A 23,758-nucleotide genomic window follows, 5' to 3' on the forward strand; every position below is an offset into this window, starting at 1 on the left:
GACGGAGGCGAGCCGGCGCCGGAACGCCAATATGGGGGCGCGCCCAGCTGATTCCGTGCCATCGCGCGGCGGCACCCCCGGCGAATCTGGGCGCCGGGATCGAGGGCGCGCGGTCAGAACCAGTCGAACTCCTCCGCTTCGGCAGGCGCCCCGGGCCCTGACGCGTCCCGTGGGGTGAAAGCCGGGGCTCCGTCCGCCGTCGCCGGGATCTGCCCCTCGGGCGGACAGATCAGATCGTGGATCTCGCGCTCCTGGGGGACCGAGTAGAGGGCGCGCAGGGCCGCGGCCGCCTGCCGTGCCTCCGGCGCCTCCGGATCGAGCGCGCCGGCGGACAGGTCCTGCAACTCGGCCGCGGCCCGGCGCAGCGCCTCCAGCCTCTGGGCCTGTCCTCCCATGGCGTCCGCGCAGCGCCGGAAGGACGCGATGGCCGCCGGTCCCGCCTCGGCCAGAGCCGCGAGGCTGTCCCCCAGATCCCGCCAGAGTTGCAGGAGCCGCCCGAGGTCGGACAGGCCGCCCGCGATGTCGTCGAGTCGGGCCGCGACCCTGGCATCGCCCCGCCCGATCGCCTCGGTGATGGTCCGTCGAACCTCTCCGATCTGCGAAACGATCCGGCGCCGGGCCGACAGGCAGGCGTCGATGAGCTCGCCCGTCTGTCGGGCGACGCAGCTCATCACCGCGCCCTTGTCCTTCGACCGAAGGCTCCTGAGGGCGACGTTGTAGCTGCCGAGGCGCATCTCCTCGTCGACGACGGACTGGTCCGCCATCACGCCGTCCATCACCTTCAGCGATGCCCTCATCCCCGACAGCTGCAGGTCGAGCTGGCGGCGATCCTCCTGCAGCGAATAGAGCCGGGCAAGGCCCGAACCGCCCGCCCGTTCCAGCGGCTCCAGCAGGTGGGTGATCTGCGACTCCCGCAACAGCGTTCCGGACCAGTCGAGAAGGGCGGCCGTATCCGCGGCGATCGCCCGGATCGAGGCGCCGAGCCGATCGAGGTCGCGGTCCAGCGCCTCGGCCGCCGCGACGATCTGGGCGGCGGCGATGCGGGCCACCACGCGGCGGGCGGCGTCCCCGGGGCCGGCATGGTCCCGCAGGGCATCGCGGACATGCTCCAGCCTCTGCCGGAAGCTGTCGCCCACCTGCAGCGCGGCCATGGACGTGGTCATGGCGCGCGTCAGCCGGGCTAGCGCGCCGTTCAGCCCCTCCGTCTCCGCCGCGGCGGCCTCGAGGCAGGGGCGGATGCGCTCGGCCAGGCGATCCAGTTCGGCGCCGAGCCCCTCCAGTTCTCGCATCGCCTCGTCGCGGAAGGCCATCTGCCGCGCGCGGATCGCGTCGCATTGTCCGGCCAGCTCGGCATGGCTCGACCCGAGCTGCCGGTAGCCGGCCCGGCTCCGCTCGGACAACAGGCGGATCTGTTCCGAGAAGGTCTGCGACCCGTCGCCGCCCAGCTCGGTCTCCACCACCCGGGCGGTGCTGGTGAAGCATTCGAGGGTGCGGACCCCGGAGGACAGGTCGGCGAGGGCCGGTCCGGCCGAACGGAGCGCGGCATGGATCCGCCCCGTCGCGGCGCTCTCCTCCGCGAAACCAAGGCGCGCGGCGGCAAGGTCGGCGACGATCTGCTGGATCCCCGCCTCCAGTCCCGCGGCGTCGAGCGCCAGAAGGCCCGTGCGATAGGTCTCCAGCACCGAGGTGACGGCCCGGAGCCGGTCCGCCCCGGATACCAGCGCCTCGGCCGCGTCGGTGAAGGCCCCCTCCACGCCGCCGATCGCCTCCTCGACCGTGCCGATCACCCCGTCCGGCAGGTCGGATCCGGCGCAGCCCGAAGGCCCCGGGTCGCCCCCCCGAATGCTCGTGATCGTTCCCATCTGCGCGTTCGCCCGCCTGTCTCGCCGGGGCGGACCGTAGGGACACGACCTTAACGACGGGTTAGGGGGGCGGCGGACCGGGAAGGTCGCGGCTTCAGCTTGTCTTAGGACTTTGCCGTCTATGCCGACGGCGACCGGACCGGAACAGGACCATCCATGACACAGTACACGATCCCGGCGGTCGCGACGGCCAGGGCGCATCTCCTGGCCGTGCTCGACGGGCCCGACCGGAGGATGGACCTGTCCGCCGAGGACGAGCTCGACGCTGCCGGGGCCCAGCTCATCGTCGCCGCGCTGCGCCGGGCCGAGACGGAGGGTCGGCCGCTGATGCTGCGCATGGCGGAAGGCAGTCCGGCGGGCAGGACGTGGTCGGCCCTCGCCCTCGACAGGCTGTACCAGCCCGTTCCGCTGCCGGGCCCCGGGCGGCCGGCGGGCGCGGCTCCGGTCGCGGACGATGCGGCCGCCGGCCGGGCGGGGGGCGCGGAATGAGCCGGCAGATCCTCGTCGTGGACGATTCCGACTCGGTCCGCCGGCTGATCTCCTCGACCCTCCGCATGGCGGGCTATGCCCCGGTGGAGGCGACGGACGGCCAGGAGGCGCTGGACAGGGTCCGCTCGGCCATGCCCGCCGCCGTCATCACCGACCAGAACATGCCCCGGCTCGACAGCATCGGCTTCATCCAGGCCTTCCGCCGGATGCCGGGCAGCGCGGGCGTGCCGGTCATCTTCCTGTCGACCGAGAATGCCGACGCCCTGAAGCAGAAGGCGCGCGCCGCGGGGGCGATCGGCTGGATGACCAAACCCTTCGACGACCAGAAGCTGCTGGGCGTCGTGAGAAAGGTGGTGGGCTGATGGCGGCGAGTGCCGACGAGATGTTCCTGATCGAGGCGCGGTTGCTGACCGAGAGCCTCGAGGCCGGGCTGCTGGACATGCAGGAGCGCCCCGGGGACAAGGGACTGATCGACAGCGTTTTCCGCGACCTGCACACGCTGAAGGGCTCCGGCGCGATGTTCGGTCATGCCGAGCTCGCCCATTTCCTCCACGACTTCGAAACGGCGTTCGAGACCGTCCGGGAAGGGAAGCTGTCGGTGAGTCCGCCCCTGGTGAAGCTGGGTCTGCGGGCCTGCGACCACGCCGTGTCGCTGCTGGACGGCGGCCCGCCCGGGCCGGGCGCCGCCCTGCTCGACGAGCTTCGCGCCCTCGTCAGCGGCGAGCTGCCGCAGGGGGCCGGGCGGCCCTGGCGGCTGAGCTTCCGTCTCGCCCCCGATTGCCTCGTCCTCGGCGCCCGGCCGCAGGCCCTGCTGGACGAGTTGCGCCAGCTCGGTGCGGACGAGATCGAACCGATCCTGGACGACCTGCCGGAGCTGGCGGACCTGATCGCGGACCGGCTGTACATCGGATGGCGCATGACCCTGCCCCCGGACCTGACGGAGGAGGCCATCCGGGAGGTCTTCGTCTTCAACGACGAGGGCCTGGCCCTGGACCTCGCGCGCGAGGGGGCCTCGCCGGACACGAGGCCGCCGGGAGAGGAGGCCGGGCCCGTGGCGCCGGCGGGCGGCGGCGCACGCGACCGGGCGATGATGCGCGTCCCCGCCGAACGGCTGGACGAGCTGATGGACAGGGTCGGGGAACTCGTCATCGCCGAGGCCCGGCTCGCGGAACTCGTGGCCGCGGACGGCAACCCGAACCTCGTCGCCGTCTCGGAGGAGATCAAGCGTCTCGCCAGCGGGATGCGTGAGACCACGATGTCGATCCGCATGACGCCGATCGAGACGATCACCGGTCGCTTCCGGCGCCTCGTCCACGACCTGAACGATCAGCTCGGCAAGACCATCGCCCTGGTGGTGGAGGGCGAGGAGACCGAACTCGACAAGACGGTGATCGAACTCCTCGCGGATCCGCTGCTGCACATGATCCGCAATTCCGCCGATCACGGGCTGGAGGATGCCGCCTCCCGCCTGGCCATGGGCAAGCCCGCGACCGGCACGATCCGCCTCTCGGCCCGGTATTCGGGGGCCGAGGTCGCGATCACGCTGGCCGATGACGGACGGGGACTGGATCTCGCGCGGATCCGCGCGAAGGCGGTCGCCCGCGGCCTGATCCCCGTCGACGCCGATCTCGACGAGGCCGCCATCCGGGCGCTGATCCTGCAACCGGGCTTCTCCACCGCGGAATCGGTGACCGAACTGTCGGGCCGCGGCGTCGGGATGGACGTGGTGCGGCGGACCGTGGATCAGCTGCGCGGCAGCGTCGAGGTCGACAGCGAGCCGGGCCACGGGACCCGCATCCGGATGCGACTGCCCCTCACGCTGGCGATCATCGACGGCCTGCTGGTGGAGATCGGGGGAGAGCGCTACTCGATCCCCCTCGCCGCGGTCGAGCACATCATCGAGCTGCCCCGGGAACAGGCCCGGAATTCGAACGGCATGCGGTTCCTGAACGTCCGCGGCCAGCTCGTGCCCTTCCTTCGGATGCGGGACCTGCTGGCCAGCACCGGCGATCCGGGTCCGTTCCAGAAGGTCGTCGTGGTGACCGCGGGGGAATTGCGGGTCGGCCTGACCGTGGACCGGATCATCGGCTCCAGCCAGACCGTCATCAAGCAGCTCTCGCCGCTCCACAGCGCGCTCAAGACCTTCTCCGGGGCGACCGTCCTCGGCGACGGGTCCGTGGCGCTGATCCTCGACGTGCCGCAGCTCGTCGCCTTCGGCCAGGCCCGCGACAGCATGGAGGCCGCGTGATGTCGGTGCCGACCCATCCCGCCGCGCGGGGCCGGGCCGACGCGACCATGGTCACGCTCAGCCTCGGCGACGAACTGGTCGCGGTGCCCACCGCCATCCTGCGGGAGGTGATCGAGCCCGGGCCGATCACCCGGGTCCCGAACGCGCCCGGCTTCGCCACCGGCCTCATCAATGTCCGCGGCATGGTGGTGCCGCTGACCGACCTGCGCATCCCCCTGAGGATGCCGATCCGTCCGCCCGACGCGGATACGCGGATCCTCGTCCTCGACCTCCCGCTCGAGGGGATCCCCGCGATCGTCGGCATCATGGCCGAACAGGTGCACGAGGTGACCGAGGTGGCGGGTGCCGCGCTGGACGAGGTGCCGAGCGTCGGCGCCCGCTGGCCGCGTCGTTTCGTCCAGGCCGTGGGACGCAAGGGGCCCCGGTTCTTCATCATTCCCGATCTCGACGCGATCTTTGCCGAACATCTCGTCGGCGCCGACCCGTCCAGGCCAAACCTCTGAGGTGCCGACATGCGACTGACCCTGAAACTGAAGCTCTCCCTGACCCTGATCCTGCTGGTCGCGGCCTCGATCGGGGCCAGCCTGCTGGCGCTGGACAGGCTGTCGGGCATGCAATCCCGCATGGACGAGGTGGTGAACGTCCAGGTGGAACGCGTGCGCCTCGCCGAGGAACTGAGCATCAAGCAGCTGCGCATCCAGCGCGACGTCCGCGACTACCTCCTGGCAGAGACGCCGGCCGCGAAGCGGCAGGTCGGCGCGGCCATGGACGAGGCCCGGCTCCTCCATGACGAGACCCTGCGCCAGATGCGCGAGATCGCCTCGGAGGAGGGGCGGCGTTCGCTGGACAATTACGAGGCGATCCTCGCCCGCATCCGGGACGCCAATACGCAGGCCATGGAACTCGACGATTCCGGCGAGACGCTCGCGGCGTTCCGCCTCCTGGACGGCGAGGGAAAGGCGGCCTGGCGCGACATGGAGGCCGAGATCGGGTCCATCATCGAGCGCAACCGGGAGGGGCTGGCCGACGCGGCCGCGACGGCGGCCTCCAATTACGCCGCCGCGCGCACCCTGACGCTCACGATCATGGCGGCCATCGCCATCGGCAGCGTGATCGCCGGCTTCTGGATCGTCGTCACCATTTCCCGGGGGCTCGCCCGGGCGATCGCCCTCAGCCGCAAGGTGGCGACCGGCGATCTGACGGAGACGGTGGCGATCACCAGCAACGACGAGATCTCGGACCTGCTCGGCTCGATGAACGAGATGACCGGGAACCTGCGCCGCGTGGTGGGCGAGGTGACCAGCGGCGCCGGACAGGTCGCCGCCGGATCGTCGGAGATGGCCTCCACGGCCGAGCAGCTCAGTCAGGGCGCGACGGAACAGGCCTCCTCCACCGAGGAGGCGTCGAGCTCGGTCGAGCAGATGACCGCCAATATCAAGCAGACGGCCGACAACGCCACCCAGACCGAGGAGATGGCCCGGAAATCCGCCTCCGATGCCCGCGAGTCGGGTCGCGCCGTGGCCGAGGCGGTGCAGGCGATGAAGACCATCGCCGAGCGGATCCTGGTCGTGCAGGAGATCGCGCGCCAGACCGACCTTCTGGCACTGAACGCCGCCGTGGAGGCCGCCCGGGCCGGCGAGCACGGACGCGGCTTCGCCGTCGTCGCCTCCGAGGTCCGCAAGTTGGCGGAGCGCAGCCAGACCGCGGCGGGCGAGATCTCCGCGCTCTCCGGGAACACGGTCCGGGCGGCGGAAGAGGCCGGCAAGATGCTGGAGGGTCTGGTCCCCGACATCGAACGCACGTCGGAACTGGTCAGCCAGATCAGCTCGGCGAGCCGCGAGCTGGCCTCCGGCGCGACCCAGGTGAACCTGGCGATCCAGCAGCTCGACAAGGTCACGCAGGAGAACACCTCCGCCTCGGAGGAGATGTCCGCGACCGCCGAGCAGCTGTCGGCCCAGTCGGAGACCCTGCGCGCCTCGATCTCCTACTTCCGCACCGATGACCGGGGCCAGCCCGCGGTCCCCGCGAGTCGCCCCAGGGCCGCGACCGGCAACGGCAAGTCGAAGGTCGTGCGCAAGCTCCAGGGCGGGGGGTTCGACTTCGACATGAGCGGGGCGGAGGACGACCTCGATGCCGACTTCATGCGCCAGGCCGGCAGCGGCAAGGCGGCGTAGGGCGGCCGGCATGATCAGCTCCGACACGGTCGTCACCTTCTCGGTCGCGGAGTCGCTCTTCGGGGTCGAGGTGGGGACGGTCCAGGAAATCCTGTCGCCGCAGAAGCCGGCCCGCCTGCCGAACGCACCGGCGCATCTTCTCGGCCTGATCGACGTGCGGGGTACTTCCGTCCCGCTGGTCGACCTGCGCCGGATCCTGGGCGAGCCGGGCCGGGAAGAGGACGACGAGACACGGGTTCTCCTTCTCAGTCTCGCGAACGGCGAGACGGTCCATCGGGTCGCCCTTCGCGTCGACAGGGTGATCGAGGTCGCGAAGCTGGACGATGACGGTGCGATCGCCCCGCTGGGCGAAGCGCAGATGCTGCAATGGGATCCACGGATGGTGCTGGGAATCGGGCGGCGCAACGGGACGATCGCCACACTCCTCGACGTGCGGCGGATCTTCGATCCCTCGATCCTCGCCCCCGGTCGGACGCCGGTGCCATGTCCCAGCTGACGGCACCCGACCTTCGCGGGCGGCTGCGGAGCCACATCTTCCGCGAGACCGGCATCCGGATGCCGCCCGACAAGGACCATCTCCTCGCCTCGCGGCTGCGGCGACGCCTGATCGACGGCGGATTCCGGGACCTCGACGGCTACCTCGTCCATCTCTTCGAGGGCGGGGGACTGTCGGACGAATGGCCGCGGATCGTGGATCTCGTGACCACCAACAAGACGGATTTCTTTCGGGAACCCAGGCATTTCGACCTGCTCGCGAACCGGATCGTGCCCGAGGCGCTTGCCCGCGCGCGGCCGGGCGCCCGGGTGCGGTTCCGGCTGTGGAGCGCCGCGGCCTCGACCGGGGCAGAGGCCTATACCGCGGCCATGATACTCGCCGATGCGGCGCAGGAGGCGCCCCAACTCGATTGGGCGATCCTGGGGACGGACATCTCGAGCGCGGTGCTCGACCAGGCCGACCGGGCCATCTACACCGTCGAACAGCTTGGCCCGGTTCCGGCCGACATCGCGTCTCGCTACATCATGCGGGGGCGTGGCGTGCAGGGGGCCGGGCAGGGCCGGATCGTTCCCGAACTGCGCCGCCGCACCCGGTTCGCCGAGCTGAACCTGATCGCGCCACCCTACCAGGTCGCCCAGGGACTCGACGTGATCCTGCTGCGCAACGTCCTGATCTATTTCGACGATCGGCAACAGGCCGAGGTGATCGCGAATGTCGCCGGTCACCTTCGGGACGGGGGCTGGCTGCTCGTCGGTCACTCCGAATCGATGGTCGTGCAGGATGGCCGCCTGTCGCAGGTCGCGCCGGCCGTGTTCCGCAAGGGGGAGGGGCGCTGATGCCGCGGTCGCAGGCCCCGATCCGCGTGATGATCGTCGACGATTCCGCCGCGGCCCGGGCCGGACTGACGCGGCTTCTCTCCGCCGATCCGGGGATCGCCGTCACCGCGACGGCCTGCGATCCGTTCGACGCGGCGGAACAGATGCGCAGCGCGTTGCCGGACGTGCTGATCCTCGATCTCGCCCTGCCGAGGATGGACGGGCTGACCTTCTTGCGGCGGATCATGGCGCAACGCCCCATGCCCGTCATCGTCTGCTCCAGCTTCACGGCAAGGGGGTCGGAGAACGCGATGAAGGCGCTGGAATCCGGGGCGGCGGAGGTCGTCGCCAAACCCCGCCTCGGCAGCCCGGCAGAGGTGGCGGAGGCGGAAGTGACGCTTTGCGACGCGGTCCGTGCCGCCGCCTCGACCCATCCCCAGCGCAAGGCGGACGTTGCGCCGAAGGCCCTTCGGCCGGGGCCGAAGCTGACCGCGGACGCGATCCTGCCCGAGCTTCCGCCCCGTCCCGGGGCCGGTCCGCCGAACGGGCAGGTCATCGCCATCGGCGCCTCGACCGGCGGGACCGAGGCGCTGGTCAGGCTTCTCTCGGCGCTGCCGGCCGGCCTGCCGCCGATCCTGATCGTGCAGCACATGCCGGAACATTTCACCCGGACCTTCGCCCAGCGTCTGGACCGCCTCTGCAAGCCGGCCGTGACCGAGGCGGCGTCGGGGGACAGGCCGATCCGCGGGACGGTGCACCTGGCGCCGGGCGGAAAGCACATGATGCTGCGGCGCAACGGGGCCGGCTACATCGTCGATATCGTGGACGGCCAGCCGGTCGCCCGCCATCGTCCCTCTGTCGACGTGCTGTTCCGCTCGGTGGCGCAGGCCGCCGGACGGCAGGCCCTGGGGCTGGTCCTGACCGGAATGGGCGATGACGGGGCGCGGGGCTTGCTGGAGATGCGCAATGCGGGCGCCGCCACGGCCGTCCAGGACGAGGCCTCCTCGGTCGTCTTCGGCATGCCGCGAGAGGCACTCGCCATGGGCGGCGCGACCACGGCCTATCCCCTGACGCGCCTGCCGGATCTCGTTCTCCAGTGGAGCGCCGAGATCCAGACCCGTGCCGGCGCATGAGGACGGTGGGCACGGACCGTCACCCCCCTCCGCCCGGGTCGTCGCGCGCTTCGGGAAGATCGCGGATGCCGATCCACCCGTCCTGGGGAGGGCGGATGGGCGGCAGGGCAGGCCGGCGAAGGTCCGGCTCGCCGGTCCCGCCGCGCCGCCACGATCCCGGGGCGCCGGGGGACCGGGTCCCGTCCGCAGGCCGGGGCGGCGGAAGCGGATCGCTCAGCGGTTCTCGTCGAAGACCATGTCGTAGAACATCTTCGCGGCGCCCGTCAGGGGACGCTCGTTGCGGCGGACGAGACCGAACTGGCTGAGTTCCAGGTCCGGGGCGAGGGACAGGATCCGTAGCGTGGGTTCGGGACGCCCGGCCTGGTCGAACTGCAGCACCGACCGGGCGAAGGGTGCGATGGCGTCCGATCCGCGCACGAGGCCGAGGCTGAGGAGGAGGGAGGGCGTGCTGACGATCCGCTCGGGCAGCGGCAGGCCCGCCCGCATGAAGAGGTGTTCGATCGCGCGCCGGACGAGCCCGCCGGTGGGCTGCAGCACCCAGTCGTAGTCGAGGCAGTCGGCGAGGCTCGGGGCCTCCCGCGCGCAGAGCGGGTGGCCCTCGCGCACGACCAGGCAGAAGGCCTCGGCCTTCAGCGGCTGGAACTGCAGCAGGTGCATCTGCGCGGTGTTCGGGACCCGCCCGACATAGAAGTCCAGCCGGTCGGCGAGCAGGCTCTCGACCATGGTGTCGCTGGTCTCGACGATGACCTGGACCTCGGTCCGGGGGGCGATGGCGCGGAACCGACCGACCGCGGGCAGCACGCTTTCCATCGCGGGGCCCGAGATCGCGCCGACGCGGACCAGTCCCGGAAGGCCGTTCTCGATCCGGCCGATCTCGCGGTCGGCCCGGTCCAGCTCACGCAGCGTGCGTGCCGCGCTCTGGGTCAGGATCTCGCCCGCCTGGGTCAGCGTCACGCCCCGCGCGGTCCGCTCGTAGAGCTTGCTGCCCGCCAGCGCCTCGACCTCGCGCAGCAGGCGCGAGGCGGCGGACTGGGTGATCGGCAGCCGCGCGGCGGCGGCGCTGATCTGCCCGGTCTCGCCCAGGGCGGCGAGGATGCGCAGATGCGCGGTCTTGAGCCCGCGTCGGACGAGCCGGTCCTCGGTGTTGGAAGGGGTCAGGGCCATGGCATCCCGGGATATGACGAAACTGCTATATCACGCTGCGATTTCAACGCTTGCCCGTTCTTTGCGCCGCTTGCTACGCTCGTGGCGGAACAACAGGCACATTTCGAACGGCGCGTGACCCGGCACCGCAATATTGCGGCTTGTCGCCGATGTCGTCCGCCCGCCGCAAGGGTGCGAACGAGGGAAGACCATCCATGAAAATCGCCGCCGATCTGCACCGCGAATTCAAGATCAGCACGATCGACGACCGGCTCTACTCGGCCTTCATCGAGCATATGGGGCGCGCGATCTACGGCGGCATCTACGAACCCGGCCACGCGACGGCGGACGAGGACGGGTTCCGCGGCGACGTCATGCAGTTCGTCAAGGACCTGAGGATTCCGGCCATCCGCTACCCGGGCGGCAACTTCGTCTCGGCCTACGACTGGGAGGACGGCGTCGGCCCGAAGGACAAGCGTCCGGTCCGGCTCGACCTCGCCTGGCGGAGCAAGGAGACGAACCAGGTCGGCATCAACGAATTCGGCCGCTGGGCCGAGAAGGCGGGCATCGACATGATGCTGGCCGTGAACCTCGGCACCGGCACGCTGCAGAAGGCGCGCGAATACGTCGAATACGTCACCTATCCCGGCGGCACCTACTGGTCCGACCTGCGCAAGTCGCACGGCCAGGAGAAGCCCTGGGACGTGAACATGTGGTGCCTCGGCAACGAGATGGACGGCCCCTGGCAGGTCGGCCACAAGGAGGCCAAGGAGTACGGCCGCCTCGCCGACGAGACGGCCAAGGCGCTGCGCGGCCTCGACCGGAACGCCGAACTGATCGTCTGCGGCAGCTCCAACGACCAGATGCCGACCTATCCCGAATGGGAGCGCGAGGTGCTTGAGGAGTGCTACGACAACGTCGACTACATCTCGCTCCACAAGTATTTCGGCAATTCCTCGCACGACACGCTGAACTTCTTCGGCAAGATCGAGGAGACGGGCCGCTACATCCAGGCGATCGCCGGGGTGATCGACTACGTGCAGGCCAAGAAGCGGTCGAAGCGGCAGGTCGGCATCTGCTTCGACGAGTGGAACGTCTGGTACCACATCCGCGGCCAGGACGAGAAGAACTGGAAGAGCTGGGACTGGCCCGAGGCGCCGGCCCTGCTGGAGGAGGATTACAACTTCGAGGACGCCCTCTTCGTCGCGGGGCTGCTGAACGAGTTCATCCGGCGCTCCGACCGGGTCCGCATCGCGGCCATCGCGCAGCTGGTCAACGTGATCGCGCCGATCCGCACGCTGAACGGCGGGCCGGCCTGGCGCACGACGATCTACTGGCCCTACCAGATGGCTTCGCTCTACGGGCGCGGCGATGCGCTGAACGTCGCGGTGGACGGTCCGACCTACGATTGCGAGGTCTCCTCCGATGTGCGCTACATGGACATCTCGGCCGTGCACAACACGGGCGAGGGGATGGTGACGCTGTTCATCGTCAACCGCCACCTGACCGAGACGGCCGAGCTCGACATGCGGCTGACCGGCTTCGACGGAGCGAGCCTCGCGATGCACAAGGTGATGGAGGGGCACGACCTTCGGGCCACGAACAGTCCCGACCAGCCCGACGCGATCGCCCCGCAGGACGGCAGCGGCGTGGGCGTCGAGGACGGGCGGCTGAAGGGGAAACTGGCCCCGCTGTCCTACCACGTCGTCCGGCTGAAGGTGTGACGGCGGGATGAGCGGGGTCCGACTGACGAACGTCAAGAAGAAGTTCGGCGACGCCGAGGTCATCCACGACGTCTCGATGGAGATCACGAAGGGCGCCTTCGCGGTCTTCGTCGGCCCGTCGGGCTGCGGCAAGTCCACCTTGCTGCGGATGATCGCGGGGCTGGAGGAAACGTCGGGCGGCCGGATCGAGATCGAGGGCCGGGACGTCACCCAGGTCGAGCCCGCGGATCGCGGCGTGGCGATGGTGTTCCAGAACTACGCGCTCTATCCCCACCTGACGGTCTACGAGAACATGGCCTTCTCGCTGCGTCTGGCCAAGGCGAAGAAGGCCGAGGTCGAGGAGAAGGTCCAGGAGGCCGCGCGCATCCTGCAGCTGACCGACCAGCTGAAGAAGCGCCCCTCCGAGCTGTCGGGCGGGCAGCGCCAGCGGGTCGCCATCGGCCGCGCCATCGTGCGCCAGCCGAAGGTCTTCCTCTTCGACGAGCCGCTCTCGAACCTCGATGCCGAGCTGCGCGTGCAGATGCGGCTCGAACTGGCCCGGCTGCACCGGCAGATCGGCGCGACGATGATCTACGTCACGCACGACCAGGTCGAGGCGATGACGCTGGCCGACGAGATCTTCGTCCTGAAGGGCGGGCACGTGCAGCAATCGGGCAAGCCGCTGCATCTCTACGACGATCCCGACAACCGCTTCGTCGGCGGTTTCATCGGCTCGCCCGCGATGAACTTCCTGCCCGGCAAGGTGACCGGCCACGGCGCCGGGACGATCCGCGTCGCGCTCGACGTCGAGGGCGCCCCGCCGATGGAGGTGGCCCTCGCCGACGCCGCCCCGGCCGAGGGCACCCCGGTCGAGCTGGGCATCCGGCCCGAGCATGTCCGCCTCGTCCCGGAGGGTGGCCTGCCGGCGACGGTCGAGATGAGCGAGGCGCTGGGCGGGGTCACCTACCTGCACACGCGCACCGCCGACGACCGTCAGATCGTGGTCGAGCGCCACCAGCTGCGCGAGGCGCTGGAGGGCCGGCCCGTCCATCTCTCCGCCGATCCGGGCGACGTCCTCGTCTTCGACACGGACGGCGCGCGGCTGCGCTGAGCATCGAACGACTTCATCAACGGGAGGAACCGAGAAGATGAGAACCCTGAGAAACCTGATGGGCGCGACCGCGGTGTCGCTGATCGCGCTGCCTGCCGTCGCGCAGGAAACCGTGGTCTGGTGGGACTTCCTCGCCGGCGGCGACGGCGTCCGGATGAAGGCGCTGATCGACGGCTTCAACGCCGAGCACGAGGGCGAGATCGTCATCGACGCGACGACGCTCGAATGGGGCGTGCCCTACTACACCAAGGTCCGCACCTCCGCCGCCGTGGGCGAGGGCCCGGACGTGATGACCTACCACCTGTCGCGGCTGCCGCTGGCGCTGGAGGAGGGCATCCTCACCCCGATCACCGACGAAGACCTCGAGATGGCCGGCCTCAGCCGCGACGATTTCTTCGAGGCCTCGGTCGAGGCGGCGAGCGGCGATGACGGCACGCTCTACGCGCTGCCCTTCGACATCCACTCGATCGTGCTCTACTACAACAAGAGCTTCCTCGAGGGCACCGACTATCTCGACGCCGATGGCAACCTGACCGGCATCGAGAGCCTCGAGGACTTCAACGCGGCCCTCGCCGCGGCCCGCGAGAACGGCTCCGAGACGCCGCTTTCCTACCAGACCGGCGGCGACGGCGGCGTGTGGCGTGTGTTCTACACCCTGCTCAGCCAGCAGGGCGGCGAGTTCATCGTCGACGGCGAGGTGCTGCCCGGCGACAACGCAGACAAGGCGGTCCGCGCGCTGCAGATCATGACCGACTGGAGCAACGAGGGCATCACCCCGGCGCAGGCCGAGTACGAGGCGTCGGTCGCGCTCTTCACCTCGGGCACTTCGGCCTTCCACATGAACGGCGTCTGGGAAGTGCCCACGATGACCGACATGGCCGCCGACGGAACGCTCGGCTTCGAATGGGGCGCGGTGCAGGTGCCGGTGCTGCTGGACGAGGCGGCGACCTGGGCCGACAGCCACGCCTTCGCCATCCCCGTCCAGGGCGACGAGGAGATGACCCCCGAGAAGCGCGCCGCGGTCATGGAAGTGATCGGCTGGATGGAGCGCAACTCCATCGGCTGGGCGAGCGCGGGCCACATCCCCGCCTATGTCGCCACCGTCGAGAGCGAGGAATACGCCTCGATGGAGCCGAACTCGACCTACGCCTCGCTCGCCGACACGGCCAGCTTCGACCCGCGCAACCCGATCGCGGGCGTCGCCTCGCCGGTCTACGACGCGGCGCTGAACATCATGGTGCCGACGCTGGCCGGTTTCCTCACGCCCGAGGATGCGGTGGCCCAGATGCAGGCCGATCTCTCCGGCATGATGCAGTAACGATCCCGGTGCCGGCCCCCCATCCGGGGCCGGCGCCCTCCGAGACAACGACAAGGGACTGGGTCTGCCGATGGCGATGGTCAGCACGAACAGGCGCAAACACTGGCTGATCGCCTACAGCCTGATCGCGCCGTTCCTGGCGATCTTCCTGCTCGCCTTCGGGTATCCGACCTGGGAGGTGATCCGTCTCTCCTTCACCAACGCGCCGCTGATCGGCGACGGGGAATTCGTCGGCCTCGCCAATTTCGAACGGCTGTTCGGCGACCGGATGTTCTTCCTCTCGCTCAAGAACAACGGCTATTTCCTTCTGCTGACCGTCATTCCGACGACGCTGATCGCGCTGGGGATCGCGCTGATGGTCAACCGGCTGTCGGGGCGGATGCAGGCCTTCGTCCTCGCCATCTTCTTCCTGCCCTACATCCTGCCGGTCTCGGTCGTGACGCTGATCTGGCAATGGATGCTCGACCTTCAGTTCGGCATCCTGCAACCCGTGCTCGAGTTCACGACCGGCGAGCCCGTCGCCGTCTTCGGCAATCCCTACTGGGTGATGCCGATGATCGCCGTGGTGACGATCTGGTGGACCAACGGCTTCAACGTGCTGCTCTTCATCGCCGGGCTGCGGAACATCCCGACCGAGCTCTACGAGGCGGCCGCCCTCGACGGGGCGAAGCGGCGGCAGCAGTTCCGCCGGGTGACCTGGCCGCTGCTCTGGCCGGTCACGGCGCTGGTCCTGACGCTGCAGCTGATCCTGCAGCTCAAGATCTTCGACCAGATCTACCTTCTTTCGGGCGGGGGGCCGTTCAACCAGTCCTACGTCCTCCTGATGCTCGTCTACCGCGAGGCGTTCCAGCTGAACCACGGGGGCTATGCCTCGGCCGTGGCGCTGGTTCTCTTCGTCCTGATCGCGGTGGTGTCGGTGCTGCAGTTCCAGCTCCTGCGCCTCGCCGGAGGCCGCCGATGACCCGCCGCCGGATCGAGAACTGGGCCCTGACCCTCGTCACGCTGATCGCCGCGGCGATCTGGTTCTTCCCTCTCTACTGGGCGGGGGTCACCTCGCTGCGGAGCGAGAACAACGTCGTCTCCGCCGATGCGGGCGTGATCCCGGACGAGTTCAACCCGGTCAGCTACATCGACGCGCTGTTCAACACGCGGATCCCGACCTGGTACTGGAACTCGATCGGCACGTCGCTGATCATCACGGTGGTCGTCATCGTCTCGGGCATGATGTGCGCCTACGCGCTCAGCCAGATGCGCTTTCCGGGGCGGCGGCTGCTCTACGGGATCGTGCTGGCCAGCTTCATGATCCCGTCGCAGGCGCTGGTCGTGTCGCAGTTCATCCTGATGAACGACCTCGGGCTGGTGAACACCTGGGCGGGGATCATCCTGCCGCAGCTCGTCGTGCCGGTGGTCATCATCGTCTACAAGCAGTTCTTCGACGCCGTCCCGAAGGAGCTGCGCGAGGCCGTGCTGCTGGATGGCGGCGGGGAATACACGCTGCTGTGGAAGGTCTACCTGCCGCTGAACTGGGGCATCACGACCGCGCTGGCGATCATCACCTTCATCGGCGCGTGGAACGCCTTCTTCTGGCCGTTCCTCATCGTCACCTCCGAAAGCCGGATGACGATCCCGGTCGGCATCACGCAGGTCAACGACGCCTTCGGCGTGTTCTACGCCCGGCTGATGTCGGTGGCCCTGCTCGGCGCGATGCCGGTGGCGCTGGCCTATCTCATCTTCCAGCGCCGCGTGACCGAGGCGGTGATGATCTCGTCGGGGGTGAAGGGCTAGCCGATCGCCGTCCCGGCCGCCCCCTTCGTGGCGAGGATCGCGCGCGCCTCGTCCGGGGTGGCCGGCTCCAGCGACAGCTCGGAGAGGATGCGGACCGCCTTGGCGACCAGTTCGGCGTTCGACCGGGCGAGCGTGCCGCGCGCGAGGTAGAGGTTGTCCTCCAGCCCGACCCGCACGCTCGCCCCGCAGACCGCGCCCATCGTGGTCAGCGGGAACTGGTGCCGCCCGGCCGCCAGGATCGACAGCACGTAATCGCCCCCGAAGAGGCGGTCGGCCGTCGCCTTCATGTGCATCAGGTTCTCGGGATCGGGCCCGATCCCGCCCAGGACGCCGAAGATCGCCTGCACGAAGAAGGGCGGCTGGACGAGGCCCCGGTCGACGAAATGGGCGAGGTTGTGCAGGTGGCCGACATCGTAGCACTCGAACTCGAACCGTGTCCCGAGCGCGCCGAGCTCGGTCATGCCGCGCTCGATCTGGGCGAAGGTGTTCGACAGGATGAAGTCCTTCGTCATCTCGAGATAGGGCCGTTCCCAGTCGTGGCGGAACTGCCCTCGCGCGGCTGCGCCCGAGATGTTGAAGTTGAACGAGCCCATGTTCATCGAGGCGAGCTCTGGCCGGAAGTGCCGCGCGGCGGCGAGGCGCTCGTCCATCCCCATGCCGAGGCCCGCCCCCGTCGTGATGTTGAGGATCGCGTCCGTCCGCTCGGCGATGCGGGGCAGGAACCGGGCATAGGCGGCGACGTCCTGCGTCGGTCGGCCCGTCTCTTCCTCGCGGGCATGCAGGTGCAGGATCGCGGCCCCCGCCTCGGCCGCCGCGACGGCCTGCCCGGCGATCCCGGCCGCGGTGACGGGCAGGTGCGGCGACATCGACGGGGTATGGATCGACCCCGTCACCGCGCAGCTCACGATGACCTTGTCCGTGCGTTTCATCCGCCCCTCCCCCTGTCGGTCCCGATCCGGACAGGCTAGCGCGGCGGCGCGCCGCCGTCGCCCCCCGGCGGAGGGATCAGAACAGGACGGCGCGGCCCTCGGCCGGACTGGCGGTGACCTCCTGGCCGAGGCGGAACTCGCGGTGCCCCTCGACCCGGGCGAGCAGGGGGCCGACCTCGCGGGATTCGAGATGGACGATCGTGTCCGCGCCCAGCCGTTCGACATGGCGGACGGTGCCGGCCCAGCGGCCATCGCCCTCCGACAGGACGAGATGCTCGGGCCGGATGCCGTAGACCTCGCGCGCGCCCATCTTCCGCGCGGCCTCTCCCTCCAGCAGGTTCATCTTGGGCGAGCCGATGAACCCGGCCACGAAGGGCGTGGCCGGCCGGTCGTAGAGCTCCATCGGGGCGCCGACCTGCTCGATCCGGCCGCCGTTCAGCACGACGATCTTGTCGGCCATCGTCATCGCCTCGACCTGGTCGTGGGTGACGTAGATCATCGTGGTGCCGAGCTTGGCGTGCAGGTCGGTCAGCTCGATCCGCATCTGGGCGCGCAGCGCGGCGTCGAGGTTCGACAGCGGCTCGTCGAACAGGAACACGCTGGGATCGCGCACGATCGACCGTCCGATCGCGACCCGCTGGCGCTGGCCGCCCGACAGGGCCTTGGGCTTGCGGTCGAGATAGTCCTCGAGCTGCAGCGTGCGCGCCACCGCGTCGACCTTCTCCTTGATCTCCGCCTTGGGGCGGCGGGCGAGCGAGAGGCCGAAGCCGATGTTCTCGCGCACGGTCAGGTGGGGGTAGAGCGCGTAGGACTGGAACACCATCGCGATGCCGCGATCCTTGGGCTCCGCCCGCGTGACGTCCTTGCCGCCGATCTCGATCCGGCCGGAGGAGACGTCCTCCAGCCCCGAGATCATCCGCAGCAGGGTGGACTTGCCGCAGCCCGAGGGGCCGACGAAGACGCAGAACTCCCCGCTCTCGATGTGCAGGTCGACGCCCTTGATGACTTCGAGACCGCCGAAGCTCTTGCGCAGGTCGGTGAGGACGACATCGGCCATGGCTTTTCCTTTCGTGGCGCCGGGGGCGCTCAACCCTTCACCGCGCCGGAGGTCATGCCGGCGACGATCTGGCGATTGAAGAAGATGAAGACGAGAAGCGGCGGGATCGTGATCAGCAGGATGTTCATGAACAGCAGGTTGATCTGGCTCACGAACTGGCTCTGGAAGTTGTAGAGCGTCAGCTGCACCGTCACGTTCTCGGCCCCCGGCAGGTAGTAGAGGGGGTGGGTGAAGTCGTTGAAGATGCCGATGGCCTGCACGACGATGATCGTGACCGTCACCGGCTTCAGCAGGGGCAGGATCACGCGGAAGAAGATCTGCAGCGGCGTGCCGCCGTCGATGATCGCCGCCTCGTCCAGATCGCGCGGGATCGTCGCGATGAAGGACCGGTAGAGCAGGACGGTGAAGCCGAGGCCGTAGGCGATCTGGATCAGGACCATCCCGTGAAGCGTCTTGAACAGGTTGATCCCCTGCAGCAGCCAGATCGTCGGAACGACGGCGGGCGGGATCATCAGCCCGGCCAGCACCATGAAGAACAGGCCGCGGGTCAGTTTCGTGTCCCGCCGCTGCAGCACGTAGCCCACCATCGCGCCGAAGATGACGAGCCCGACGATCGCCCCGACGGTGATGACCGACGAGTTCCAGTAGGCCAGCAGCAGCTGGTAGTCGCGGGTCTGGACGGTCTCGACCAGGTTCTCCCAGAAGACCCAGCGCTCGGGCAGGGTGAAGTCGACGCTCGCCGCCTCCGCCGGCGTCTTCGACGCGGTCAGCAGCACGAGGATGAACGGGATCACGAAGATCACGAAGAACACGGCCATCGATATGAGGCCGATGACGATCTGGCGCGTCTTCACAGGTCCACCTCCTTGCGGTTGAACCAGAGCGAGAGCGGAAGGATCACCACCGCGATCACGAGGAAGAGGATCACGTTGCCGGCGGTGGACAGGCCCCAGAACCCCGCCTGGTACTGCTTGTAGATCGTGCTGGCGAGCACGTCCGAGCTGAAGCCGGGGCCGCCGCGGGTCATCGCCCAGATCAGGTCGAAGAGGCGCAGTCCCCCGATCAGCGACAGGATGACGACGGTCGTCGTCGCCGGGCGCACCAGCGGCACGGTCACGCGCCAGAACTGCTGGATCCGGGTCGCGCCGTCGATGCGGGCGGCCTCGTAGTAGTCGGGGCTGATCGTGGCGAGCCCGGCGATGTAGATCAGCGTGGCGAGGCCCACGCCCCGCCAGACGTCCACCAGGGCGACCGAGAACAGCGCGAGCGACGGGTTCGTCAGCCAGCCGGGGCCGTCGATCCCCACCCAGGACAGGGCGACGTTGATTGCGCCCTCGGTCGGGTGCATCAGCTCCTGGAACAGCAGGCCGACGCCGATGGTCGAGACCAGCACCGGAAAGAAGACCACCGAGCGCATCAGCCCCTGGCCGAGCATCCCGGAGGTGAGCAGCACCGCCAGCAGCAGTCCCAGCACCGTCTTCAGCCCCGAGGTGAGCAGCGCGAAGATCAGCGTGTTCATCACCCCCCGCGCCAGATACGGCTCGGAGAAGAACTGCACGTAGTTCTCGAAGCCGGCGAAGCGGGCCTCGAACGGATCCCAGTAGGTCAGCGAGAAGTAGAAGCTCGCGATCGTTGGCACCAGGAACAGCACGAAGAAGATCGTGCCGGCCGGCAGCAGGAACCAGTACGGGTAGGGGGATCGGCGTTGCATGGCGCAGGTCCGCGGCTGGTGGAGCAGGGAAAGTGGAGCCCGCCCACCGAAGGCGGGCGGGCTCCCGGTCGTCAGCGGGTGGGGAGGATCACCAGCCTTCGAGACCGAGCTGACGGGCCTGCTTGGCCACGTCCTGATCGTAGAGCTCGGCGGCCGAGGCCGCGTCGCGGATGCCGCTGCCCACCTCGACCGTCAGCTGCTCCAGCGCCGGGCCCTTGACCGGCGACAGGAATTCGAGCGCGGGGGCCGTGCGGCCCTCTTCCTCGAAATAGGGCAGCAGGTCGGCCACCATGCCCGGCACCTCGTCCGGCAGGTCGCAGCCGGAGATGAGGTAGGGGCCGGTCACGCCGATCGTGTCGGTGATGATGTCGCAAGCCTCGGGCGAGGCGACGAAGTTCCGGAAGTCGTTGACGATCTCGGGGTACTCCGTGTCGGCCGGCGCGTAGAGCGAGGTCGGCATCCAGACCGTCAGGCCGTTCGCCTCCGGATCGTCGCCGGGCTGCGCGAAGAAGCCGACATCCTCCATCAGGTCGGGATGGTTCTGCTGGAACACGCCGACCGCGAAGGTGAGCATCGGGTAATGCGCCGCCTCGCCGGTGGCGACCATGGCCACGCCGTCATTGTAGGTCGCGGCGCCGAAATCCTCGTTGAAGTAGCCCGCCTCGTAGGCTTCCTGCAGCCGGGAAAAGCCGTTCGCGGCCGCCGGCGTGTCCGAGTAATGCGCCTCGTTGGCGGTGTACTGCGCGGGGAAATCGGGCTCCGCCTGGAGGACGTTGTAGAAATCGGCCAGCACGAAGAGCTGGCTGGTCCAAGTGTCACGATAGGTCTGCGCGATCGGCGCGACATCCGTCTCCTCGGCGATGCGGGCGTTGTTCGCCATGAACTCGTCCCAGGTCGTCGGGATCTCGAGGCCGAGCTCCTCGTAGGTCGGCTTGTGGTAGTAGATGCCGCCGCCCTGCGCCGTCTCGTAGGGCACGCCGTAGGTCGCGCCGCTCTCGCCCTGCACGGTCGAGACATAGGCCTCGTTGATGAGGCCGAAATTCTCGATCTCGTCGACCGGCAGCAGCGTCCGGTCGGGCCGCAGGGCCTGCAGCAGCGAGCCGGAATTGTAGATGAAGAGGTCCGGCATCTCGCCGGTGGCGAGGCGGGTCTTGATGATGTTGTCGCCCTCGCCGCCGCCGGGACGCGTCTCGATCGAGAAGGTCACGTCGGGATTCATCTCGGTATAGGCGGCCGTCAGCGCCTCGGTCACGGCGACGCTGTCGGCGCTGCTGTCGACGAGGAACGTCAACTGCTGCGCCGAAAGGGCGCCGGCCGAAAATGCGAGCACGCTGGCCAGAGCCGTCGTGCGGGTCAGTCGGTGTGTCATGGTCTTCCTCCCAGTTGCCCCCGTCCTCTTCGGGGTTTCCATCCGCCCCGCGCTTAGGGCGCGGGGAACGTGAACTCGTGGCTGCCCGCGCCATAGGTGCCGCCGCCGATCTCGTCGGAGGCGACGCCCTCGCATCCCTCGGGCAGCGTGACGGTGTAGCGGACCTTGCCGTCCTCGATGCGCCAGGCGGCCTCGATCCGGCCGTGCCGGCAGGCGTGCCACATCTCGACATGGCCGAGCTCCGGCAGGACCTTCGGCGCGATCGTCACCTTGTCGAAGCCGGGGCCGTCGGCGCTGGGCGCAATGCCCGCCACCTCCTCGAACAGCCACTGGCAGACCGCGCCGTAGGCGTAGTGGTTGTAGCTGTTCATGTCGGGGTCGTAGATCGTGCCGTCCTCGCCGAGCGCGTCCCACCGCTCCCAGATCGTCGTGGCCCCGCGCTCCACCTGGTAGAGCCAGCCAGGCACCTTGCGGTTGAGGAACACCTTCTCGGCCACGTCCATCATGCCGAGCTTGGTCAGCGCGGGCAGCAGGGCGGGGGTGCCGATGAAGCCGGTGCCGATCAGATAATCGGCCTCCTCCACCACGCGGCGGAAATAGGCGCGGCCGGCCGCGTCATGCTCGGCCGGGACGAGGTCGTAGAGGAACGCCAGCGCCCACGAGGTCTGGTCGTTATGCGCGATCCGGCCCGAGGGGGCGAAGAATTCGTGCGCGAAGGCGGCCTTGATCTCGGCGGCCATCTTCTCGAGCCGGGCCTGCTGCTCGCTTTCCCCGAGGATCCCCGCGATGCGGGCGGCGAGGTCGGTCGAGATGTAGAAGTAGAGCGTGGCCGCGCAATCGTCCGCGATCGTCGGCCGCGGCTTGCGGTTGTCGCCCACGGGCTGGAGCCAGTCGCCGAAGGTGAAGCCCTTGGACCCCCAGTGCGAGTGCGGATGGATGATCGGGCCGTTCGAGATCGACCACAGGTAATCCAGCCACTTGAGCATGGCGGGGAAGTTCTCCTCCAGCACGCCCTTGTCGCCGTAATGCAGGTAGAGCTGCCACGGCATGACCGTGATCACGTCGCCCCAGCCGGTGGAGCCGGCCCAGACCTGTTCCTTGTCGCCGCTCCAGTTCTTGCGGGTCCGGACCGGCTTGAGCCGGGTCGGGTCGGGCGAGAAATGCGGCACCGCGCCGTCCTCGCGCTGGTCGTGGCGCACGTCGCGCATGTACTTCTTGAGGAAGGTCTCGCAATCGGCGAGCCAGCAGGCCGTCCCGGCAAAGACCTGCGCGTCGCCGGTCCAGCCGAGACGCTCGTCCCGCTGCGGGCAGTCGGTCGGGATCTCGATGAAGTTCGAGCGCTGCGACCAGATCGTGTTCAGCACCAGCCGGTTCACCTCCGGCACGCCGCATTCGAAGCCGCCCGCGATCTCGGGGACGGAGGTCAGCGGCAGCATCTCGATCCGCGCGACCTCGGCATTCCCCTCGATCTCCACCTTCGCGTAGCGGAAGCCGTAGAAGGTGAAGACCGGCTCCCAGCTTTCGTCGCCGTTGCCGCCGAGCGTGTAGTGGAACTGCGCGCGCGCCGCGCGGTAGTTGCGGTTGTCCCAGGCGCGGTCGGGGCCCAGCACCTCCGAGAAGCTGACACGGACCTTCGCGCCCTTGTCGCCCCGGGCGGTGATCCGGACGATGGCGCCGCAGTTCTGGCCGAAATCGTGCACCGTCGCGGCGCCGTCCGCCCAGCTCTCGACCGGCACGATCGCCTCCAGCGCCTTCACCGCGCCGGTCTCGTGCGGCACGAAGGTCGGGGCGAGATCCAGCGTCTCGACGCCGCCGTCCTTCGTCGTGGCGCGGCCGCCATCGACGTCCTCGCCGTGGTAGATGCCCTGCGCGGTGACCGGGGACAGGCCGCTGGACCAGCTGTCGTCGGTCGCCAGCAGCGTCTCGTCCCCGGCCCGGAGCTCGGCGATGGCGGCGACGCGGTCGCCCCAGGTGTCCGTCGCGGGGGAGGGCGGCCACATCAGCAGGCCGCGATACCAGCCGTCGCCCAGCCAGATCTCGAGGGTGTTCTCACCCTCCTTCAGCAGGTCGGTAACGTCGTACTCCTGGTAGGCGATCCGGTCGTCGTAGCAGGTCCAGCCGGGCGTCAGGTGATCGTCGCCGACCCGCTGCCCGTTGAGATGCGCGCGGTAGAGCCCGAGGGCCGAGATCCGCAGCAGGGCGCCCTGCGGCACGCTGTCGAGGGTGAAGGTCTTCGACAGCGCGGCGGCATCCTCGCGCCGCTCGGGCGGGGTCGCCGGGGCGATCAGTCTGCCGGTGGTGAAGGCCTGCGCGCGCGTATCGGCGTGGCCGCCGCTGGAAGCGTCGGGGCTCATGGTCGTCCTCCCTTGCGGTGCGTCGTCTGCCGTCGATCCTCCTCCGGACCGTCGATGTGCA

21 protein-coding genes are annotated in these 23,758 nt (G+C 69.3%); 13 read left to right on the forward strand and 8 right to left on the reverse strand.

Annotation, left to right across the window (positions count from 1 at the left end; all coding sequences use genetic code 11):
* Positions 1–113: 113 nt before the first annotated feature.
* Positions 114–1,862 (reverse strand): hypothetical protein, encoded by a 1,749-nt coding sequence (locus BUE30_RS07935; protein WP_073328069.1) that lies wholly within the window; start codon positions 1,860–1,862, stop codon positions 114–116.
* Between the two features lie 156 nt (positions 1,863–2,018).
* Between BUE30_RS07935 and BUE30_RS07940 the strand changes: the two genes are divergently transcribed.
* Genes BUE30_RS07940 through BUE30_RS07975 form a run of 8 tightly spaced genes read left to right on the forward strand, consistent with a single transcriptional unit; the run spans position 2,019 to position 9,217 of the window.
* A complete protein-coding gene (locus BUE30_RS07940) occupies positions 2,019–2,351 on the forward strand; it encodes a hypothetical protein (RefSeq protein WP_073328073.1) in 333 nt (110 codons plus the stop codon).
* Positions 2,348–2,713 (forward strand): response regulator, encoded by a 366-nt coding sequence (locus BUE30_RS07945; protein ID WP_073328076.1) that lies wholly within the window; start codon positions 2,348–2,350, stop codon positions 2,711–2,713. The genes BUE30_RS07940 and BUE30_RS07945 overlap by 4 nt, the downstream gene beginning before the upstream one ends.
* Entirely contained in the window at positions 2,713–4,599 is a 1,887-nt protein-coding gene (locus tag BUE30_RS07950; protein ID WP_073328079.1) for a chemotaxis protein CheA, read from the forward strand. The genes BUE30_RS07945 and BUE30_RS07950 overlap by 1 nt, the downstream gene beginning before the upstream one ends.
* Positions 4,599–5,102, forward strand: coding sequence for a chemotaxis protein CheW (locus tag BUE30_RS07955; RefSeq protein ID WP_073328082.1), 504 nt, complete (start codon positions 4,599–4,601; stop codon positions 5,100–5,102). Before BUE30_RS07950 ends, BUE30_RS07955 begins: the two co-directional genes overlap by 1 nt.
* A 9-nt stretch (positions 5,103–5,111) precedes the next feature.
* Positions 5,112–6,773 carry a methyl-accepting chemotaxis protein gene (locus BUE30_RS07960; RefSeq protein ID WP_073328084.1) on the forward strand — a complete coding sequence of 554 codons (1,662 nt, stop codon included), beginning with the start codon at positions 5,112–5,114 and terminating at the stop codon, positions 6,771–6,773.
* Between the two features lie 10 nt (positions 6,774–6,783).
* On the forward strand, positions 6,784–7,269 hold the full coding sequence (locus BUE30_RS07965) for a chemotaxis protein CheW (RefSeq protein WP_073328087.1): 486 nt from the start codon (positions 6,784–6,786) through the stop codon (positions 7,267–7,269).
* Positions 7,257–8,105 (forward strand): CheR family methyltransferase, encoded by an 849-nt coding sequence (locus BUE30_RS07970; protein ID WP_073328091.1) that lies wholly within the window; start codon positions 7,257–7,259, stop codon positions 8,103–8,105. Before BUE30_RS07965 ends, BUE30_RS07970 begins: the two co-directional genes overlap by 13 nt.
* Positions 8,102–9,217: a protein-glutamate methylesterase/protein-glutamine glutaminase gene (locus BUE30_RS07975; RefSeq protein WP_425303926.1), complete on the forward strand. Its 1,116-nt coding sequence runs from the start codon at positions 8,102–8,104 to the stop codon at positions 9,215–9,217. Before BUE30_RS07970 ends, BUE30_RS07975 begins: the two co-directional genes overlap by 4 nt.
* A gap of 213 nt (positions 9,218–9,430) precedes the next feature.
* On the opposite strand, the gene BUE30_RS07980 is transcribed toward BUE30_RS07975, so the two are convergent.
* On the reverse strand, positions 9,431–10,381 hold the full coding sequence (locus tag BUE30_RS07980) for a LysR substrate-binding domain-containing protein (RefSeq protein ID WP_073328099.1): 951 nt from the start codon (positions 10,379–10,381) through the stop codon (positions 9,431–9,433).
* 194 nt (positions 10,382–10,575) lie between these two features.
* On the opposite strand from BUE30_RS07980, the gene arfA reads away from it, so the two are divergent.
* The 5 genes from arfA to BUE30_RS08005 all read left to right on the forward strand — a co-directional run bounded on the left by arfA (position 10,576) and on the right by BUE30_RS08005 (position 16,277).
* Entirely contained in the window at positions 10,576–12,084 is a 1,509-nt protein-coding gene (gene arfA, locus BUE30_RS07985) for an arabinosylfuranosidase ArfA (protein ID WP_073328104.1), read from the forward strand.
* 7 nt (positions 12,085–12,091) lie between these two features.
* Positions 12,092–13,174, forward strand: coding sequence for an ABC transporter ATP-binding protein (locus BUE30_RS07990; protein ID WP_073328109.1), 1,083 nt, complete (start codon positions 12,092–12,094; stop codon positions 13,172–13,174).
* Between the two features lie 37 nt (positions 13,175–13,211).
* Positions 13,212–14,492, forward strand: a complete 1,281-nt coding sequence (locus tag BUE30_RS07995; protein WP_073328113.1) for an extracellular solute-binding protein — start codon at positions 13,212–13,214, stop codon at positions 14,490–14,492.
* 70 nt (positions 14,493–14,562) lie between these two features.
* Positions 14,563–15,453: a carbohydrate ABC transporter permease gene (locus BUE30_RS08000; protein WP_073328118.1), complete on the forward strand. Its 891-nt coding sequence runs from the start codon at positions 14,563–14,565 to the stop codon at positions 15,451–15,453.
* Complete coding sequence (locus BUE30_RS08005) at positions 15,450–16,277, forward strand: carbohydrate ABC transporter permease (RefSeq protein ID WP_073328122.1); 828 nt, start codon at positions 15,450–15,452, stop codon at positions 16,275–16,277. Before BUE30_RS08000 ends, BUE30_RS08005 begins: the two co-directional genes overlap by 4 nt.
* On the opposite strand, the gene kce is transcribed toward BUE30_RS08005, so the two are convergent.
* The 6 genes from kce to BUE30_RS08035 form a co-directional block, all read right to left on the reverse strand.
* On the reverse strand, positions 16,274–17,206 hold the full coding sequence (gene kce / locus BUE30_RS08010) for a 3,5-dioxohexanoate:acetyl-CoA acetone transferase (protein ID WP_073328127.1): 933 nt from the start codon (positions 17,204–17,206) through the stop codon (positions 16,274–16,276). The two genes, BUE30_RS08005 and kce, sit on opposite strands and share 4 nt — an antisense overlap.
* Positions 17,207–17,282: 76 nt before the next feature.
* Positions 17,283–18,263 carry an ABC transporter ATP-binding protein gene (locus tag BUE30_RS08015; protein WP_073328132.1) on the reverse strand — a complete coding sequence of 327 codons (981 nt, stop codon included), beginning with the start codon at positions 18,261–18,263 and terminating at the stop codon, positions 17,283–17,285.
* Between the two features lie 29 nt (positions 18,264–18,292).
* The gene (locus tag BUE30_RS08020; protein ID WP_139300517.1) at positions 18,293–19,117 is read right to left on the reverse strand and encodes a carbohydrate ABC transporter permease; all 825 of its coding nucleotides are present in this window, start codon (positions 19,115–19,117) and stop codon (positions 18,293–18,295) included.
* Complete coding sequence (locus tag BUE30_RS08025) at positions 19,114–19,974, reverse strand: carbohydrate ABC transporter permease (protein WP_073328136.1); 861 nt, start codon at positions 19,972–19,974, stop codon at positions 19,114–19,116. Before BUE30_RS08025 ends, BUE30_RS08020 begins: the two co-directional genes overlap by 4 nt.
* 88 nt (positions 19,975–20,062) lie before the next feature.
* Positions 20,063–21,343, reverse strand: coding sequence for an ABC transporter substrate-binding protein (locus BUE30_RS08030; RefSeq protein ID WP_073328143.1), 1,281 nt, complete (start codon positions 21,341–21,343; stop codon positions 20,063–20,065).
* A gap of 53 nt (positions 21,344–21,396) precedes the next feature.
* Complete coding sequence (locus tag BUE30_RS08035; protein ID WP_083601270.1) at positions 21,397–23,697, reverse strand: alpha-L-rhamnosidase; 2,301 nt, start codon at positions 23,695–23,697, stop codon at positions 21,397–21,399.
* Between the last annotated feature and the right edge of the window lie 61 nt (positions 23,698–23,758).

The sequence above is a fragment of the Wenxinia saemankumensis genome (genome assembly GCF_900141735.1).
GTDB lineage: Bacteria > Pseudomonadota > Alphaproteobacteria > Rhodobacterales > Rhodobacteraceae > Wenxinia > Wenxinia saemankumensis.